Origin of the sequence: Claveliimonas bilis (genome assembly GCF_030296775.1) — a bacterium.
Lineage (GTDB): Bacteria > Bacillota > Clostridia > Lachnospirales > Lachnospiraceae > Claveliimonas > Claveliimonas bilis.
This window is the reverse complement of sequence record NZ_AP027742.1, coordinates 1,331,472-1,348,983: the sequence shown is the minus strand read 5'-3', so window position 1 is coordinate 1,348,983 and position 17,512 is coordinate 1,331,472. Positions and strand designations below refer to the sequence as shown.

Genomic DNA, 17,512 nt, shown 5'->3' with positions numbered 1-17,512 from the left:
ACACCTTTTTCAGAAAGTGACTATGAATATTTTACCATCTCCCTTCGCAGCCGCTGCATAATTTTCTTCTCCAGTCTGGAGATGTAAGACTGAGAAATCCCCAGCATATCTGCCACTTCTTTCTGTGTCTTCTCTTCCCCATCCGGCATACCGATACCAAATCTCATTTTTATGATCGTCTGCTCCCGGCCGGACAGCCTCCCGAGAGCTTTCACAAGAAGTTTTTTCTCTACTTCCTGTTCCAGGTCCCGATATATGGTGTCCTCCTCTGTTCCGAGAATATCCGACAAAAGGAGCTCATTTCCATCCCAGTCCACATTTAAAGGCTCGTCAATCGAAACCTCCATGCGTGTCTTGTTATTTCTTCTAAGATACATTAAGATCTCATTTTCAATACATCTGGATGCATAGGTGGCCAGTTTGATATTTTTTCCCGGATCAAATGTATTAATTGCCTTGATCAGCCCAATCGTCCCGATCGATATCAGATCCTCCACTCCAACGCCTGTATTGTCAAACTTTTTTGCAATATACACTACCAGCCTGAGGTTATGTTCAATCAATATTTTGCGGGCGCTTTTGTCTTCCTCTGTTCCCAGCATTGCGATCGCGCGGCTTTCCTCTTCCACTTCCAGCGGAGCAGGAAGAATATCGGATCCTCCGATATAGTGTACGTCTTTTTTATCCGGGAAAAAAAACGTACGGAAATTCGGCATTACTTTCAGTTTAAATTGATTTGGCACAGCTATTTTTATCATCATGTTTCGTTTCCTCCAATCTATGTATCAGGATTTATGATCATCCTGTATTCTCCATCTGAAGATATTTTCTCTTCACTAATTCCTATCATCGGCTTATCCACCCATTTCTCATTTTCTCCGGCAATACGCAGGCTATCCAGAACGGCAACAGGCATAACAGCGTTTTTCCTGCCTATCGTGTGATAGGAAATATATCGGATTCCTTCCGGGATTTCCTTACCAAACAGTTCTTCTGCCGTCTGGCTCTCTATGATGTTTACCGGCTTTCCCGTCAGTTGATCCCGCAGTGTGTTTCCGGTATCTATCAGAGCCGGCACTGTCACACACCGTCCATTTACATATAGTTCCACATCACACCGGCACTGCCCTGTCTTGAAGATCAGATCCAAAATCTTCCATATTCCCGATGAGATGTAATAGCACCCTACTGCCAGTACAAAAAAAAGACTTCCGATCTCCACATACTGACGTACATGCTCCAAAATCCCTCCCAGCAAAAAACTTGTGATGTACAGAAGGAAAAGCGCTTTCCACAGCTTTTTGTCCCATTTGAGGCGTAAAGCAATTTTCAGCATCAGGATATTCACAACGCCATGAAACAGAAGAATTTTCAAAAGTGGCCAGGGAATAGGAAGCGCGACTACCAGACAGGTAAGAAGAGCTCCTGTCAATGCTCCCAGTGAGATATTTCCAAGCGTGGCAGTGCATTTCAATATCTTTTTTATCAGCAGGAGCAATATGTAGTCCATCATAAAGTTGACGAGAAACAGTATGTCTATATACAGTTCATAATACACGTTCCACCTTCTTTCTCTTTTGCACTTCCGGCATAGGGCGGCCTGAAAGCCTGCGCCCTCATCTGGGCAGGATTAATTATAAAGAAAAGAAGGGTTCAGAATTTGTCAGATACTGTTAGAAGGAAAACAGATTTTTTCGACAAAAAAAGCAGCCATGTCAACTGTGGTCGAAAAAATCCACAATCTGTCATGGCTGCTGTCTGTTGCCTGAATCGTTATTTACTTTTTAAAGAAATCCGGAATCTTGATAGACTGCTCCTTCACTTTGCTGGTCGGTGTCCTTGGTGTATCCAGAGTCGGAGTTGTACCTCCAACCGGACGCTTCAGGCTTGTACCACCGTTTGTCGTCGGAGCTGCTCCCAAATCAACTTTCGGGCTGTGGCTGGTATGATTGGAATGAAGCTGTTTATCATAACTGCTTGCCGGCGGAACCATACCGGAGCGTTGTACGCCTTCCAGTCTTGATTTTAATTTTGAAGACGTCCCACCTACATTATGTAATCCCGTAGCAATTACAGTAATAGTAGCTTCATCTGCTCTGGAATCATCATACATAGCACCGAAGATGATATTTGCATCTTCTCCTGCCAGTTCCTGTACAAATTCTGCCGCATCCGATGCGTCCATAAGAGTAATATCACCGGATACATTAATAATAACATGAGATGCCCCTGCAATTGTTGTCTCAAGCAGCGGACTTGCAACCGCCTGCTTTACAGCCTCCAGCGCTTTATCATCGCCGCGGCCCTGTCCAATACCGATATGCGCAATTCCCTTATCTGTCATGACTGTCTGCACATCCGCAAAGTCAAGATTAATAAGAGACGGTACATTGATCAGGTCTGTGATACCCTGGATACCCTGCTGCAGAACCTCGTCCGCTTTTTTCAGAGCTTCCGGCATAGTTGTTCTTCTGTCAACCACTTCTAACAGTTTATCATTCGGAATAACAATCAAAGTGTCAACGCTTTCTTTTAATTTTTCAATTCCAGCCAGCGCATTATTCATCCTTGTCTTGGATTCAAAACGGAAGGGTTTTGTAACAACACCTACTGTCAACGCTCCCTGTTCTTTTGCAATGCGCGCAACAACAGGAGTCGCACCGGTTCCGGTTCCGCCTCCCATACCGCAGGTTACAAAGACCATGTCTGCTCCCTTTAATGCAGCTGAAATTTCCTCAGCGCTTTCTTCTGCTGCTTTCTCACCGATTTCAGGACGTGCTCCCGCACCAAGTCCTTTTGTGATCTTGTCCCCTATCTGCATAAGGGTCGGCGCCTTACATAACTGAAGGGCCTGTTTATCTGTATTGATTGCAATAAATTCAACACCGGCAATCTGTTCATCAATCATTCGGTTTACAGCGTTATTTCCGCCTCCGCCGACTCCCACAACAATTATCTTTGCCGCTGCTTCTGATTCGTTTGTTTTAATTTCTAGCAAGGGTTTCTCCTCCTTTGTTCTATCCTTATTATATAATTATACATCCCATAAACGGCAGACTCGGAGTCCGCCATATATAGTATATAATATAAGCTTTTGTGCAAAATATCAATAGAATTTTCTCTATTTTTATGGATTTTAGCCCATTTTTATTGATTTTCTTCCGCGGTCTCCCCGGTCTGTCCATCCGTAGATTCCTGCGCCGCTTCAGGCAGCTCGTCTTTATCGAATGTTATCACATCGTTCTCATCCGCAAAATATTCTAAATGCAGCGTCCCTTTCTGGCCGCCCAGCTTTTCCAGGATCGGTGATATCTGTGATACTTTTTCCGTAGTGATGCTGCTGCCCAGCGCCACACAAACATCTCCAAAATATGTGTAAATCTGTTTCCCGTCACAGACAATTCTATCCGATGACAATTCAAATTTCTCCATATCCTCTTTCAGCTCCGTCAGCTCTTTGAACAGCCGCTCCTTTCCCTTGCTCAGGGAATCTCCTACAGAGGCATCTCCCACTTCAAGCCCTTCCACTGCCGGGACTCCTTCAAGTAATGTGGAGCTTTCCAACACCACTTCTCCGCTGCCGTCAAAATACAGGTAGGATTTTTCTGCCACAGCATACCCGAGGATCGGCTTTTCTTTTACTTTCACCTGCACGATCCACGGCGCTTTCAGGCTCACTTGCATATCCTGGATGCTGTCCGGCTTTTTATAATCGGTAAAATGATATTTCCATAAAAGGTAAATGGAGTTAAAAGATCCCTGATCCTCCTCCACTACATTAACAATCTCCTCACTGGATGTGTATTCGTTCCCCGTCACCTCGATCCGCTGCACATAGAACAGCAGCAGCACAGCCAGGGCAATAATTGCCAGTCCCAGCAGGATTACAACAAATGCATATATTTTATGAGATTTTTTATGTCCGCTTTTTCTCTTTCGTTCCACAAAAAGCATCCTCCTTGTAAACCAATGCTATTATTTTACCAGAGATGACACACTTAGCACAACCCCCATTTCCATCAAAAGGAACACAACCGATGTTCCTCCGTAGCTGATAAAGGGAAGTGTAATACCTGTATTTGGAATGGTATTTGTCACAACCGCAATATTCAAAATCACCTGGATCATCATATGAGCCATAGCTCCGGCTGCAATCAATGCTCCGAAAAGATCTTCCGCATGGGATGCGATCCGAAAGAAACGCCAGATCAGAATCAGGAAAAGAAGGAGAATAAATCCTGCTCCAAAAAGGCCAAGCTCCTCACAGATGATGGAAAATATCATATCATTTTGAGCCTCCGGAACAAAGCCCAGCTTCTGTACGCTCTCCCCCAGTCCTCTCCCAAAGAGTCCGCCTGATCCTATGGCGTACAGCCCCTGAAGGGTCTGATATCCCTTCTCGTATGCCTCCGGATTTCTCCAGATTGCCAGCCGCTCCAGCCGGTAGCTCTCCAACGCAAGAAACACAGCCATAAATCCGCAGCCTATCACTCCCATCCAGATAAACTGCCCGTATTTGGGACTTGCCGTAAAGACAAGAGTAACCGCAATTCCGAGAATAATAATGGCTGTACTCAAATTGCTGGCGCCTACCAGACCTGCAATAGGAAGAACACTGAGCATGATCTTCAGAAGCGTTCTCATCTGCCCCATTTTGTCTGCATTCTTTGTCACGACAGCAGCAAGAAAAAGAATGACTGCTATTTTCGCAAATTCAGAGGGCTGAAAAGAAAAAGGGCCCAAAGACAACCATCTTTTGGACCCATTATACTCATCTCCCACCAAAAGCACTGCAACAGACAAAAGCACTGCTGCAAGATAGGCCGGCACTGCAAATTTCCGCAATCTCCGGTAATCAATCTGCGCCATCAGAAACATACCTGCAATGCCCAGACTGGTGGCAAACACCTGCTTCTTCAGATAGTAAAAGGAATCATGAAACTTTACCTCTCCATTGTATGCGCTGGTGCTGTACAGGATCACAAGTCCGATAAGCAGCAGCAAGAACAGCGCCGTAAGAAGTGTATAGTCATACTTTCTTTTTTTGACTGAATCTGGCAATCTTGTTCTCTCCTTATAGGGAATTTACAATCTCTTTGAACTTATCTCCTCGTTCCTCATAGTTCTTAAACATTCCCCAGCTTGCACACGCCGGCGACAGCAGCACTGCGTCTCCCGGCTGCGCCGCCTTTACGGACGTAAGGACAGCCTCCTCAAATGTATCGGCAAAAGCAATATCTGTAAAACCGCACTCTCTGGCCTCTTCTGCAATCTTTTCCCTTGTAGCCCCAAGAAGGACCAGAAGTTTAACCTTGCCGTCAAAGCTTTCAATCCATTCTTTGTAAGTTGAATTTTTGTCATATCCCCCTCCAATCAAAACGGTAGGGCGCCTCATTGCCTGGATTCCTTTGATAGCCGCATCCGGATTTGTCCCCTTGGAATCATTGTAATAGGCGACTCCATCTTTTTCCGCTACAAATTCTATTCTATGGGCCACGCCTGCAAACTCCCGAAGCGTCTTTCTTATAATATCAAGGGACACTCCATACACAGCGGCCATAGCCGATGCCGCCATGACATTCTCATAATTGTGAACACCAAGCAGTTTCAGTTCATCTACATTACAGATCAGCGTACCTTCGGCATTTCCATCATCCGGGTTCTTATAAATTATATTCCCGTTATCCAGATAAATGCCTCTCTCCATCTTATGCACACTGGAGAAGAAAAAAACTTTCGCCTTCACTTCAGCAGCAAATCTGCGAAGCACCTCATCCTCATAGTTTAAGATGCAAAAATCTTCTTCCGTCTGGTTCGAGGCAATATTCATCTTTGCCTGAATATATGCCTCCATGGTATGATGCCTGTCTAAATGGTCCGGCGTCAAATTCAAAATGGCCGATACTCTGGGACGGAATGTGTGAATCGTCTCCAGCTGAAAACTGCTCATCTCTGCCACAACGACAGAATCTTCCCTGGTATCTTCCGCTACAGTCGTATAAGGATTTCCAATATTTCCCACTACAAATGCACTGTCTGAAGCGTTTTTCATAATCTCTCCCAACAGAGCAGTTGTGGTAGTCTTGCCATTCGTCCCTGTAATGGCAAGGACTTCTCCTTTTCCGCACAGATAGGCAAGCTCAATTTCTCCCATGATCTCAATCTTTTTCTCTCTCATTTTCTGAACGACTGGAAGATCCGTCGGCACTCCGGGACTGATGACCACAAGATCCAGTTCATCCATCACTTCCTCCGGAAGAGAACCGGTAATAATCCGTGCCTTTGTGCCTTCTCCCATCTTTTTAAGTGTTGCTTCCTTATTGAGTTTTTCATTGCCGTCATATAAGATCACATCAGCCCCTCGCTTTTCTAAAAGCTTCGCTGCTCCGATCCCGCTGATCCCAAGTCCGAATACCAGTACCGTTTTTTCCATTATTTGTCCTCCTTACATAGCCATCAGTGCAATCAGACACAGAATGGCTGTAATAATCGAAAAGACCGCTACTACCTTTGTCTCTGACCAGCCGCACAGTTCAAAATGATGATGGATCGGAGCCATCTTGAAGAACCTTTTGCCGCCTGTCTTTTTAAAGTATGTAACCTGTATCATAACAGACAGTACTTCTACCAGATAGATAAGCCCCACGATCACAATAAAAATCGGCATCTGCAGCATATAGGCCGTGGAAGCCACAAAACCTCCCAGAGCCAGCGACCCTGTATCTCCCATGAATACACTTGCGGGATATACATTGAAAAGAAGGAATCCCATCAGGGCCCCGACTACCGCACAGGTAATAGGCTCAATTCCACTCTCGGTTCCCACCGCCACCACTGTAAAAAAGGTAGCTACAAGCACCGTAACACTGGAAGCCAGCCCATCCAGCCCATCGGTAAAATTGACTCCGTTTACTGTTCCGATCACCGCCACAAAAAGGAGCGGGATCGCAAGCCATCCGATATCCAGATATCTTCCCCCTGAAAAAGGGATTAACATGGCGAGAGAAACATCTGTAAATTTCACCATATAAAAGGCAAATACTGCCGTCACAAGGATCTGAAGAGCCATTTTCTGTTTCGGGAACAATCCGTCGGAACGCTTCAGCACTACTTTCAAATAGTCATCCAGAAAACCGATCAGTCCGAATCCCAGTGTAACAAAAAGAATCGGGATAATATTGGGATAATCTCCAATGTAAAATACGGAGGTCACCACAACAGCAATAAGAATAATTACCCCGCCCATGGTAGGCGTTCCCGCCTTTTTCAGATGAGATTTTACTCCTTCTTCTCTTTCTGTCTGTCCCATTTTCAGTCTGCGAAGAATGGGGATGATCACCGGTCCCATTACAACGCTCAATGCAAATGATATCAATACCGGAATAAAAATTGTATAATCCATAGATACACCTCTTATCTCTTTTGTTATTCAGCTTAAAACAGTATACTTCATTTCTTATTCTTTTTCAATGCCAAGATAGGGAAGTACATTTTCAAAAATCTCCCGCATTACCGGTGCGGCGATCGTACCTCCATAATAAATTCCCTGGGGATTATAAATAATACACATTCCCAGTATCTGCGGGTTGTCAGCCGGTGCAAAGCCCAGAAATGAGGATATATATTTGTTTGCGCTTCTCGGAAGAGTCTGCGACGTAGCTGTCTTTCCTCCGATACGGTAACCCTCCACCGCTCCGTTCTTCCCGGATCCTTCCCGTACGACTCCCTCCAAAAGCTCCCTCATCTGACCAGAAACTTTTTCTGAAAGGATTCTGTCCCCCTTTTCAGCTCCTAAAACTTCCTCTGTTTTCCCATCTGAAGAGATCACGCTTTTCCCAATGTGAGGCGTTACCCTCACTCCGCCGTTAATGATGGAACTTACTGTGGAGGCAAGCTGAATAGGCGTAATCTGAAAGGACTGCCCGAACGTCATCGTTGCCAGCTCCACCGTTCCAATATCTTCCTTTTTATGCATGATCGTCCCCGCCTCTCCCGGAAGATCTACTCCAGTCAAATTCAGAAGACCAAACTTTTCATAATAATCATAAAATTTATCTGCTCCTAATCTAAGACCGATATCCATAAATACAGGATTGCAGGAATTTTGCACCCCTTCCACAAATGTCTCCTGTCCGTGTCCCCCCACTTTATGACACCGGATCTTCCTGTCTTCCACAATCCGGTATCCCGGACATTGAAACGTATCGTCCAGGGAAACAACTCCCTCCTCCAGACAGGCAGAGGCTGTAATGATCTTAAAAGTCGACCCGGGTTCATAGGTATCATTGATACAGCGGTTTCTCCACATTTGATTCAGCTTATCCTGTTTTTCCTCTTCTGAAAGTCCCGATGTATCTTCTCCTGTATTTAAGGTGAAGGGATCATTGAGATTAAATTCCGGAACATTTACCATTGCAATGATCTCCCCATTCTGTGGATTCATAAGAAGAACGGATACTGCATCGGCCTGTTTCTCTTCCATCACCTTTTCCGCCATCTGCTGTGCATACATCTGTACATTATAGTCCAATGTGATCCGGAGGGTATTCCCGGGAACCGGCTCCACCCGATCTTCTGCCACTCCTTTAAGCTCTATGCCTCTTGCATCTGTAGTAGTCAGTATCCGCCCGTTCTGTCCTTTCAGGTATTCTTCATATTTTACCTCCAGGCCGATAATCCCCTGGTTATCTCCCCCGGTAAATCCCAGCACTGTAGATGCAAGCTCATCATAGGGATAATAACGTTTAAAGTCCTCATCCACTTTTACACCATTAAGATTCATCTCCCGAATCCGGTCACCGATTTCTTTATCCACATTTGTCTTAATCCTTTCCAGAGCTGAAACCTTCTCCACCTTCTCACGCACAGAGGCCTCTTCCATATCCAAAGCCTGGGAAAGAGCCGTGATCACCTCTTCAGGATCTGTTACCTGACTATGGATCACAGAAATCGTACACACCGTGCGGTTTGTCGCAAGAATATTTCCCGAAGCATCTATGATCTCTCCTCTTGCCGCCTTAATTTCCCTCTCTCTTTCATGGAGGGCTTCCGCTTTCTCCTGATAATATTCGGCGTCAAATACCATCAGGTAGACAAGTCTCCCCATCAAAAACAGAATGATAAAAACTGCGCACAGAAAAACGATCAGGATTTTCTTCTTATTATATGTCTTACTACGCACAAAAAAACCTCACAAAAGCCTTTTTATACTTTATTACTGCTTTTGTGAGGTTATTCATATTATTGCGTTGCCGTATCGTCCGCTGTTTCAGATGTCTTGGAGATCCCCAGATACGGGAAAATTTCTTTCATAATATCACTTGCCATCTGCACCGCCAGAGAACTCTGGGCCTGGTCGTACTCATTTGGCTCATCAATCACAACATAAATTGCAATCTCCGGATTTTCCTGGGGTGCATATCCAATAAAAGATACCAGGTTCTTTCCTTCTGATCTTGGAAGTTTCTCTGCTGTACCAGTCTTTCCTCCTACTTCATAGCCTTCCAGATCCGCCAGCTTACCGCTTCCATTCTGAACAACTCCCCTCATATAATCTTTTACGAGAGTACTTGTCTCTTCCGAAATTGTTCGTTTCACAAGAACCGGCTCTTCATTTTCCACTACATTTCCATTTTCATCCTGTATCTGTTTTACAATGTGAGGCTCATAGTATTCTCCGCCGTTAATAAGCGAACAAAAACCTGCCAGCATCTGTGTCATTGTTACATTAAAGTTCTGACCAAATGCGTTGGTCGCAAGACTGGTTTCATCCATGTTATCTACTGTATATAAAAGCCCCTCTGTAGCGGCTTCGCCGGGAAGATCGATCCCCGCCAGCTCTCCGAATCCAAATATATGCTGATATTTAATGAAATCCTCGGCGCCGATTTTTTCTCCAATCTGCATAAGGGCCACATTGCAGGAATTTTCCACCGCTTCTTTCAAGGTTTGTGTTCCGTGTCCCTCCCGATTGATACAATGAATGTCATATCCTCCAATATGCAGGCTTCCTTCACAGTAAAAGGTTTCATCCCCGTTCAGTGCCCCTGTCTCTAAAGCTGCTGCTACAGTAAAAGGTTTTATCGTCGACCCAGGCTCGTAAGTATCGCTGACACAAAAATTTTTCCACAGAGAGTTTAAGGCATCCAGCTGTTCTTCATCCGACATGGCATCCAGCTGTTCCTGTGTATAGTAGCTTGACAGGTCTCTGGGATTATTCAGATCATAATTCGGATAGCTGGCTTCGGCAAGGATCTCTCCATTTTGCGGATTCATGATCATGACAGCTGTATTTTTGCTTCCCTCGCCGGCAGTTGCATTATTCTTTCTTTCATCGTTGAATTGTTTGATATATTTTTCTACAATACTCTGCACCTGTACATCAATCGTAGAAACCACTGTTTTCCCATTAATTGGTTCTTTTACAGTCTGTTCTACAGAAGTCCCGCCATCAAGATAACCATATTCTCTTCCATCTGTCCCATTTAGTATCGTATTATAGTAGCCTTCTATGCCTCCGTTTCCCACGTTTCCGTCTACTGTAAATCCAATAACATCACTCGCAAGCGTATTATAGGGATAAGTGCGCACATAATCTGATTCCAGCCATATTCCTTTTACATCCGGATAATTTTCATCATCTTCATCAATGGCTTCAAATTCTTTGGCCGTATTATAGTCAATTCCTTTTTTCAGCACGCTGTATCTGCTGTCAGGCGACTCTTCGATCAGAGCATCTACTTCCTCTTCCTCTATCCCAAAGCAGTCTTTCAGGACCTGCTTTGTAGGTTCCACATAATCTTCATCACTCAGCATAGTCTTCACATCCAGTATGACATTGTACACTCTTTCACTGGTGGCAATTTTCGTGCCGTTCCGGTCTACAATATCTCCCCGCTTATAGGGAATGACCCTGCTGTCATACTGCTGCTGGTCCAGAACAATTTTCGTATATTCTTCCCCGTCAGATGCATTAATATAGGTAATTCTTCCTATTAGAAAAACAAAAGCTAGTATAATCCCCAAATAGAGGATGACTAGCTTTTTCTGCATAAATTTAGGGAATTTTTTTCTCAAACGATGCATAGTTTTTTTTGTCATATTCCCACCTTAATTCTGTACATCCTTGGAGCTTGCAAGCATTCCGTCATCCGGTATCTCCTCATACTGCTTTACATAGTCTCCATTCGGATTATCATATTCTACAATCTGATCTTTATCGGCATACACCATGCCCAACTCATTGATAGCTTTATCGCGCACCTCTTCCAGGTTGACAGAATCCATGATCGTATTATACTTTGTTGTATTTTCCTCTTTCATATCCGCCAGTTCTTCCTGCATTGCAGTAATGTTCCTGGAACGGCTCGTAATCTGTGACTGAAGTCTCACATAATTCACGCAGATTACCAGCGCAAGTACAGCTGCTACCGTAAGAAAAATAACATAACCCTTGTTGACTTTTAAAGCCTTCCTCTGGTTTTGACGAATCTGACGGCTTCTTCTTGTATGCTGCGGATCTCTCCTGCGTTTTTCCGGTTCCCTCTCCGGGGTATACTCCGGCTTTGGAACTGCATTCCCATATACATACATAGATTGGGGATTGCTTCTTCTGCTGTATGCTGCTGTCTGCCTCTTTGAAGTTCTTCCTGCTGCCATCTTCATCGTCCCCTTTCTTTTTTATACTCCTTCTATTTCCGTTTCTGCCGTTTTTTTAGTTTCGTTCAAAAATGCGGAGTTTTGCGCTCTTAGAGCGGCTGTTCTCCTCCATTTCCTCCTCACCTGGCAAAATCGGTTTTTTTGTAACAATACTCCCTTTTGAAACTTTTCCGCACACACACACCGGAAAATCCTTGGGACAGGTACATGGATCCTCATTCTTTTTAAATGCACTCTTTACAATCCTGTCTTCCAGTGAATGAAACGTAATGATACACAATCTTCCTCCCGGATTCAGCAAATCGATCATATCATCCAGTGAATTTCTTAAAACCTCCAGCTCTCTGTTCAACTCAATACGAATTGCCTGAAAGGTTCTCTTTGCCGGATGCCCTGACTTTTTCTGATATTTCATCGGTATGGCATGTCTGATGATCTCCACCAGCTGTCCGGTTGTTTCAATGGGTCTTTTCGCGCGTTCCGCCACAATATGCCTGGCAATGTTTTTTGCAAACTTGTCCTCCCCGTAGTCACGGATCACGCGATAAAGATCCATCTCACTATAGTCATTGACGATGTCTCTGGCCGTCATTTTCTGACGCCTGTCCATTCTCATATCCAGAGGTGCATCTTCGCGATAGGAGAATCCCCGCTCTGCCGTATCCAATTGATAGGAAGATACGCCCAGATCAAGCACGATCCCATCGACCTTGTCAATGCCTAACTTTTGGAGCTGCGACTTCATATCACAATAGTTGCTCCTGACTATTGTAACTTTCTCCCCGAAGTCTTTTAAGCGGATGCCTGCCGCTTCCACGGCGGCTTCATCCTGGTCTATTCCTACAATACTCCCCTTGTTTCCGAGACGCCTGCATATTTCATATGCATGTCCGCCTCCACCAAGCGTTCCGTCTACATATATGCCGTCCGGCTTGATGTTAAGTCCATTTACAGTTTCTTCAAGCAATACTGATTTGTGACTGAATCCCATATCTTCTCCCTCTTAGATACTGAATCCGTTTGCTTCCATATCTGATGCAATATCTTCGATAGAAAGCTCCACTTCAGCATTCTTTTCATCCCATCTGGCCTTGTCCCAGATCTCGGCACGCTTCCCCATACCGATAAACACAACTTCTTTTCCAAGTTTAGCGTATTCTCTAAGAACAGATGGAATCAGTGTTCTACCTTGCTTATCAAGGTCGCCGTCTGTTGCACTTCCCTGAAAGAAATATGCAAAAGCTCTGGCTTTTTTATCTGTGGTCGTTGGTAAGGCGTTCAGTTTTTCTTCAAAGGCGTTCCATTCGTTTTCCGGATATACATACAGGCAATTTTCCATCCCTTTTGTTATGACGAAATGCTCCCCTAAATCGTCACGGAATTTAGCCGGAATAATCAGCCTTCCTTTGGGATCGATATTGTGACTGTATTCTCCTTTCAACATTAGAACTCACCTTCTTTCAAAGCGGTCTGCCACTTTCGCACCACTTTATACCACTTTTCGCCACTTTCTACCACTTGAAACCATTGTAAACCACTTTACTATTGATTTCAAGCCCTTTTTTCTAAAAATTCCTTAATAAAATGTGATGGGAACCCAGTTTTCCTGTGCAACAAAAAAAGAACAGGAAAAAATTCCTGTTCTTTGTCTCACAATTTACTTTTATGAGCATCTATTCTGTTCCGTTCAGATTTGTTTCATAGTCAGTGATGGCTGAATAATCAACTTCCGCACTCTCCTGCGGTCTGCTGTCCTCATACACGCCATATGCCGAATAACCAATCCAGCACACCAGAGCCAATCCCAATACTGCCACTATGCAGCGCCTTAGCAGGTGACGCACTTTCTGTTTCTGCATGATCTGCTTACGGTTCGCCTTTTCCTTTTTATATTTATCTACTTTTTCCTGACTCATATCTTTGTACTCCTTCGTCAACTGGATAACATTATATCACAAAGGCAGGGATTATACAACTACGATTATACCGCCGTCTGCCGCATACATACTGCTGATTCCGGCTGTATCCAGAATAATGACCTTTTTCGGTGAAATCTTCTCCAGAATCATCCTCTTCACCGCTTCCGCTCTCTCCAGGCAGTTGCAATGACTGATGGCAAGCGTCTTCTCCTCGGGCCTTTTCACATCTTTCACAACTTCATCCACCATTTTCACCAGAGCTTTCTTTATACCCCTTGCCTGTCCAAGCTGGCAGATTACTCCCTGTGGTGTAGCTCCCATTACCGGTTTTATATTCAGCGCCGTTGCCACAATTGCCTTCAGCCCCGTCAAACGTCCGTTTTTTCTCAATGTTTCCAGAGTTTCCAGAACAAAATACGTATTTTGTTCTTCAATATATTCCTCCACTTGCCGGACGACTTCGTGAAAGCTCAAATTTTTCTTCTCACATTCTTCGATTTTCAAAGCAATAAGGGTTTCTCCCACAGATGCAGAACGTGAATTAAAAACATAGATATCCTTCTCTCCATACTCTTCATGATAAAGATTCTTTCCAAGCACTGCACTGTTATAAGATCCACTGAGTTCTGCTGACAGAGTCACTGCATAGACCCTTTCCGCCTCGCAGTGGTATCCTTCCATATAAGCTTCCGGTGACGGACAGGACGATTTCGGGCAATTGGGACTTTCCGCCACGATTTTTAAAAATTCTTTCTGGTCAAAAGATTCATCATCCACAATATGATGGCCATCTATGTCTATACTCAAAGACGCTGTTTCAAAAACCTCCGACTCTTTCATTTCTTTTGTCAGCTCTCCGCAGCTGTCCACGATTATTTTATAGCTCATCTTCCTTCCATCCTCCTACATTTCTATCTTCAATATCTAGCATTAACGTCATTGACTTCTAGTGTATGTAGTTTCAAAAACCACTTATATATCATAGCATATAATAGGAAGATTGAAAAGGCTTTTCTATCATTGCATCTTTATTTTTCTTGAAATTCCAAGCGCGACACCCATTTCCAACATCAGAAAAAGTAATGATGTCCCTCCATAGCTGATGAATGGCAGCGTAATTCCGGTATTGGGGATCAAATTAATTACAACCGCAACATTCAGAAATACCTGAAGCGCAATGTGGGAAAAGATACCGCTGGCAATTAAAGCTCCATACATATCCGGAGCATTCTGTGCAATTACCATAAGCCTGTACAGCAAAAGGCCAAACAGAACCAGGACCATAATGGCCCCAAACACTCCCAGCTCCTCGCAGATAACCGAAAGGATCATGTCATTTTGCACTTCTGGTATCAGTCGTTTCTGCGTACTGTTTCCAAGACCTTTCCCAAAAAAGCCGCCGGAACCAATAGCATAAAGCCCCTGTACGACCTGATAGCCATAATCAGAAGCATGTTTTTCCGGGTCCAGCCATACAATGATACGCCGAAGCCGGAAATTATCTCCCAGATCACCCGCCTGTATCATACTTCCCAGGATGGTCGCCCCCACTACAAGAGCAATGATTCCCAGAACAACCAGGGCAATAAACGGAGCTGTCTTGGGATGAACAATAAAGACCATCATACAGGTAATTCCCAGCACGATAACTGCTGTACTCAAATTTTCTGTCAGAAAATATACACAGCCTGCTGCCAGCAATCCCCAGCTGATTGCCCGAATCACTCCTGCCAGAGTCCGGATCTCTTTCCCCATCTGGCATATAACGACCGGGACAAAAACAATGACAGCTATTTTCGTCACCTCGGCAGGCTGAAGCTGCTGTCCAAACGGAAGGGCAATCCATCTTGTCGCCCCGTTTACTTCCACTCCAAGCGGCGTCTTTACAAGAGCCATCAGGAAAATAGAAAAGAAAAAGATTTTTTTCGCATGCTTGGCAACTCTATGATAATCCCACAGCGATACGACATATGCTCCCGCGCCTCCCACGATACAGAAAAACAGCTGCCTTTTAAAATAATGCATACTGTCCCCCGAATAATTGACTTCTGCCGAGTAAGCGCTGGCACTGTAGAGCATGACCAGACCAAAGCATATAAGAAATACAATAACCGCCACAAGGCTGTAGTCAAAATATTTCATACCGCTTTTCATTCTTGCCCCCATACTCTCTCTGGCCTGCGCTGACCGGCCTCTGTGCTCACCGCGGCCTCTTTTCGGAATCTGTGTTACTTTCGTATTTTTATTCTCCATTTATTTACACTCCAATCGCTATTATTATAACGGCATATGTCTGGAATGACAATGAGGAATTTTTCCTAAGTATCCAGCCGCGTTTATCTTTATATTATTTCGTACATCTCCCCATATCAAATTCCGGGTTAAAAGCATAAAAGTTTTTACTGTCAAGATGATCCTGCACAATGCGCAGACTCTCGCCGAATCTCTGGTAATGCACAATCTCCCTTTCCCGCAGGAAACGGATAGGATCTGCCACTTCCGGATCCTTCACAAGTCTTAGAATATTGTCATAAGTTGTTCTTGCCTTCTGCTCTGCCGCCATATCTTCATGAAGGTCTGTAACAGGGTCTCCTTTGGACTGGAATGTAGTCGCGCTCCATGGCACTCCTCCTGCCGACTGCGGCCAGAGTGCCAGAGTATGATCCACATAATATTTATCAAATCCGGATTTCTCAATCTCTTCCGGCGTCAGGTTTTTCGTAAGCTGGTAGACAATTGCACAGATCATCTCGAGATGTGCCAATTCTTCTGTTCCGATATCTGTGAGTATTCCTGTCACTTCTTTGTAAGGCATAGTATACCTCTGGGCAAGGTAGCGCATCGAAGCTCCGAGTTCTCCGTCAGGGCCTCCGAACTGACTGATGATCACCTGTGCTATTTTGGGATTTGTCTGAGTGATTTTCACAGGATACTGCAATCTTTTTTCATAATTCCACATAAATTAACATCCCCCTTCCTGCCATGGCCATGGCTCATTGATCCAGTTCCACCTGTCTGTCTGAGACAGATCTGCCGCATCCACAGTCAGAGGTCCGTAATACCTGGCATACTCTTTCAATGCCCGATTTCTTTGTTCCTGACATTCCTCAAAAAAGGCGAGAGCCTGGGAATTACAGGGATGGGTATCCAGAAAAAGCTTTACATCATCTACGGCGAAACTAACTACATTGATCCATTGAAGCAGGTCTCTCCTGCAGGGCCTGTTATCTGCCATTATCTTCTCCCTCCTGCTCCTAAAAATGGTTTATGCAGCTCGCGAAAAATCGTGCCGCAGCAAAATCCCTTCTCCAGATCGTATATTTCACGCCACTCCTGCCATGGTACATACGCCATGGCAAGGGCCAGGTCTGAAAGACCGGCTACTTCTTTTCTTTCTGCGCAGCACGAACTTTGTCTCTGCATTCCCTGAGCAGAAAAGCTTCTTTGCTGTCCTCTCCTGCAGTCCTGGGACTGATACCGGTAATTCTGCATGTGTCATTACTCCTTCCATAACAATCTACAATATTATTGTATGGGATTGGAATAAAAATGTGATTGGCATCATACTACAAAAGGCAGTCCCCTTGCTCCGGGAGACTGCCCTTTACTGATAGCACACTATTTCATAAGCTTTTTGATAGATTCACACAATTCATCTACCACTTCTGTATTTCCGTTCTGTATTTCACTTACCACACAGGAATGTATATGGCTGGATAAAAGCTCTTTATTAAAAGAATTAAGCGCCGCCTGAATTGCAGACACCTGTGTGAGAATATCAACACAGTACTGCTCTTCTTCCAGCATTTTTTTTACTCCCCGAACCTGGCCTTCCACGCGGTTCAGACGATTCATCAGTTTTCTGTATTCTTCATCATTTCTGTGTTTTGTTTTCATTCTTTCGCCTTCCTCCTCTATTTCAGGCCTGTACTTTT

General features: G+C 44.4%; 19 protein-coding genes. All 19 read right to left on the bottom strand.

The window, feature by feature from the left end; all coding sequences use genetic code 11:
* Positions 1-20: 20 nt before the first annotated feature.
* On the bottom strand, positions 21-761 hold the full coding sequence (gene sigE, locus R2J37_RS06510; protein WP_230106528.1) for an RNA polymerase sporulation sigma factor SigE: 741 nt from the start codon (positions 759-761) through the stop codon (positions 21-23).
* 17 nt (positions 762-778) lie between these two features.
* Positions 779-1,558, bottom strand: coding sequence for a sigma-E processing peptidase SpoIIGA (locus R2J37_RS06505; RefSeq protein ID WP_316266745.1), 780 nt, complete (start codon positions 1,556-1,558; stop codon positions 779-781).
* A 219-nt stretch (positions 1,559-1,777) separates the two neighbouring features.
* The gene (ftsZ, locus tag R2J37_RS06500) at positions 1,778-2,998 is read right to left on the bottom strand and encodes a cell division protein FtsZ (protein ID WP_230106530.1); all 1,221 of its coding nucleotides are present in this window, start codon (positions 2,996-2,998) and stop codon (positions 1,778-1,780) included.
* Positions 2,999-3,147: 149 nt separating this feature from the next.
* On the bottom strand, positions 3,148-3,945 hold the full coding sequence (locus tag R2J37_RS06495; protein WP_316266742.1) for a cell division protein FtsQ/DivIB: 798 nt from the start codon (positions 3,943-3,945) through the stop codon (positions 3,148-3,150).
* A gap of 30 nt (positions 3,946-3,975) precedes the next feature.
* Complete coding sequence (gene ftsW, locus R2J37_RS06490) at positions 3,976-5,061, bottom strand: putative lipid II flippase FtsW (RefSeq protein ID WP_316266740.1); 1,086 nt, start codon at positions 5,059-5,061, stop codon at positions 3,976-3,978.
* Positions 5,062-5,074: 13 nt separating this feature from the next.
* Positions 5,075-6,433, bottom strand: a complete 1,359-nt coding sequence (murD, locus tag R2J37_RS06485; protein WP_230106533.1) for a UDP-N-acetylmuramoyl-L-alanine--D-glutamate ligase — start codon at positions 6,431-6,433, stop codon at positions 5,075-5,077.
* A gap of 12 nt (positions 6,434-6,445) precedes the next feature.
* Entirely contained in the window at positions 6,446-7,402 is a 957-nt protein-coding gene (mraY, locus tag R2J37_RS06480) for a phospho-N-acetylmuramoyl-pentapeptide-transferase (RefSeq protein ID WP_230106534.1), read from the bottom strand.
* Between the two features lie 54 nt (positions 7,403-7,456).
* Entirely contained in the window at positions 7,457-9,181 is a 1,725-nt protein-coding gene (locus R2J37_RS06475) for a peptidoglycan D,D-transpeptidase FtsI family protein (protein WP_230106535.1), read from the bottom strand.
* 59 nt (positions 9,182-9,240) lie between these two features.
* Entirely contained in the window at positions 9,241-11,100 is a 1,860-nt protein-coding gene (locus R2J37_RS06470) for a peptidoglycan D,D-transpeptidase FtsI family protein (RefSeq protein ID WP_316266737.1), read from the bottom strand.
* A gap of 9 nt (positions 11,101-11,109) precedes the next feature.
* Positions 11,110-11,658 carry a hypothetical protein gene (locus R2J37_RS06465; protein WP_230106537.1) on the bottom strand — a complete coding sequence of 183 codons (549 nt, stop codon included), beginning with the start codon at positions 11,656-11,658 and terminating at the stop codon, positions 11,110-11,112.
* Positions 11,659-11,713: 55 nt separating this feature from the next.
* Positions 11,714-12,649: a 16S rRNA (cytosine(1402)-N(4))-methyltransferase RsmH gene (rsmH, locus tag R2J37_RS06460; RefSeq protein ID WP_230106538.1), complete on the bottom strand. Its 936-nt coding sequence runs from the start codon at positions 12,647-12,649 to the stop codon at positions 11,714-11,716.
* 12 nt (positions 12,650-12,661) lie between these two features.
* Positions 12,662-13,102, bottom strand: coding sequence for a division/cell wall cluster transcriptional repressor MraZ (mraZ, locus tag R2J37_RS06455; protein ID WP_230106539.1), 441 nt, complete (start codon positions 13,100-13,102; stop codon positions 12,662-12,664).
* 229 nt (positions 13,103-13,331) lie between these two features.
* Positions 13,332-13,574, bottom strand: a complete 243-nt coding sequence (locus R2J37_RS06450) for a hypothetical protein (protein WP_230106540.1) — start codon at positions 13,572-13,574, stop codon at positions 13,332-13,334.
* A gap of 51 nt (positions 13,575-13,625) precedes the next feature.
* A complete protein-coding gene (locus R2J37_RS06445) occupies positions 13,626-14,465 on the bottom strand; it encodes a DegV family protein (protein WP_316266734.1) in 840 nt (279 codons plus the stop codon).
* A gap of 129 nt (positions 14,466-14,594) precedes the next feature.
* On the bottom strand, positions 14,595-15,743 hold the full coding sequence (locus tag R2J37_RS06440; protein ID WP_230107528.1) for an FtsW/RodA/SpoVE family cell cycle protein: 1,149 nt from the start codon (positions 15,741-15,743) through the stop codon (positions 14,595-14,597).
* A 181-nt stretch (positions 15,744-15,924) separates the two neighbouring features.
* Positions 15,925-16,536, bottom strand: coding sequence for a manganese catalase family protein (locus R2J37_RS06435; protein ID WP_256194464.1), 612 nt, complete (start codon positions 16,534-16,536; stop codon positions 15,925-15,927).
* Positions 16,537-16,539: 3 nt separating this feature from the next.
* Positions 16,540-16,812, bottom strand: coding sequence for a spore coat protein CotJB (locus R2J37_RS06430; RefSeq protein WP_230106543.1), 273 nt, complete (start codon positions 16,810-16,812; stop codon positions 16,540-16,542).
* A complete protein-coding gene (locus tag R2J37_RS06425) occupies positions 16,812-17,069 on the bottom strand; it encodes a spore coat associated protein CotJA (protein WP_230106544.1) in 258 nt (85 codons plus the stop codon). Before R2J37_RS06425 ends, R2J37_RS06430 begins: the two co-directional genes overlap by 1 nt.
* Positions 17,070-17,195: 126 nt before the next feature.
* Positions 17,196-17,474, bottom strand: coding sequence for a metal-sensing transcriptional repressor (locus R2J37_RS06420; RefSeq protein ID WP_230106545.1), 279 nt, complete (start codon positions 17,472-17,474; stop codon positions 17,196-17,198).
* Between the last annotated feature and the right edge of the window lie 38 nt (positions 17,475-17,512).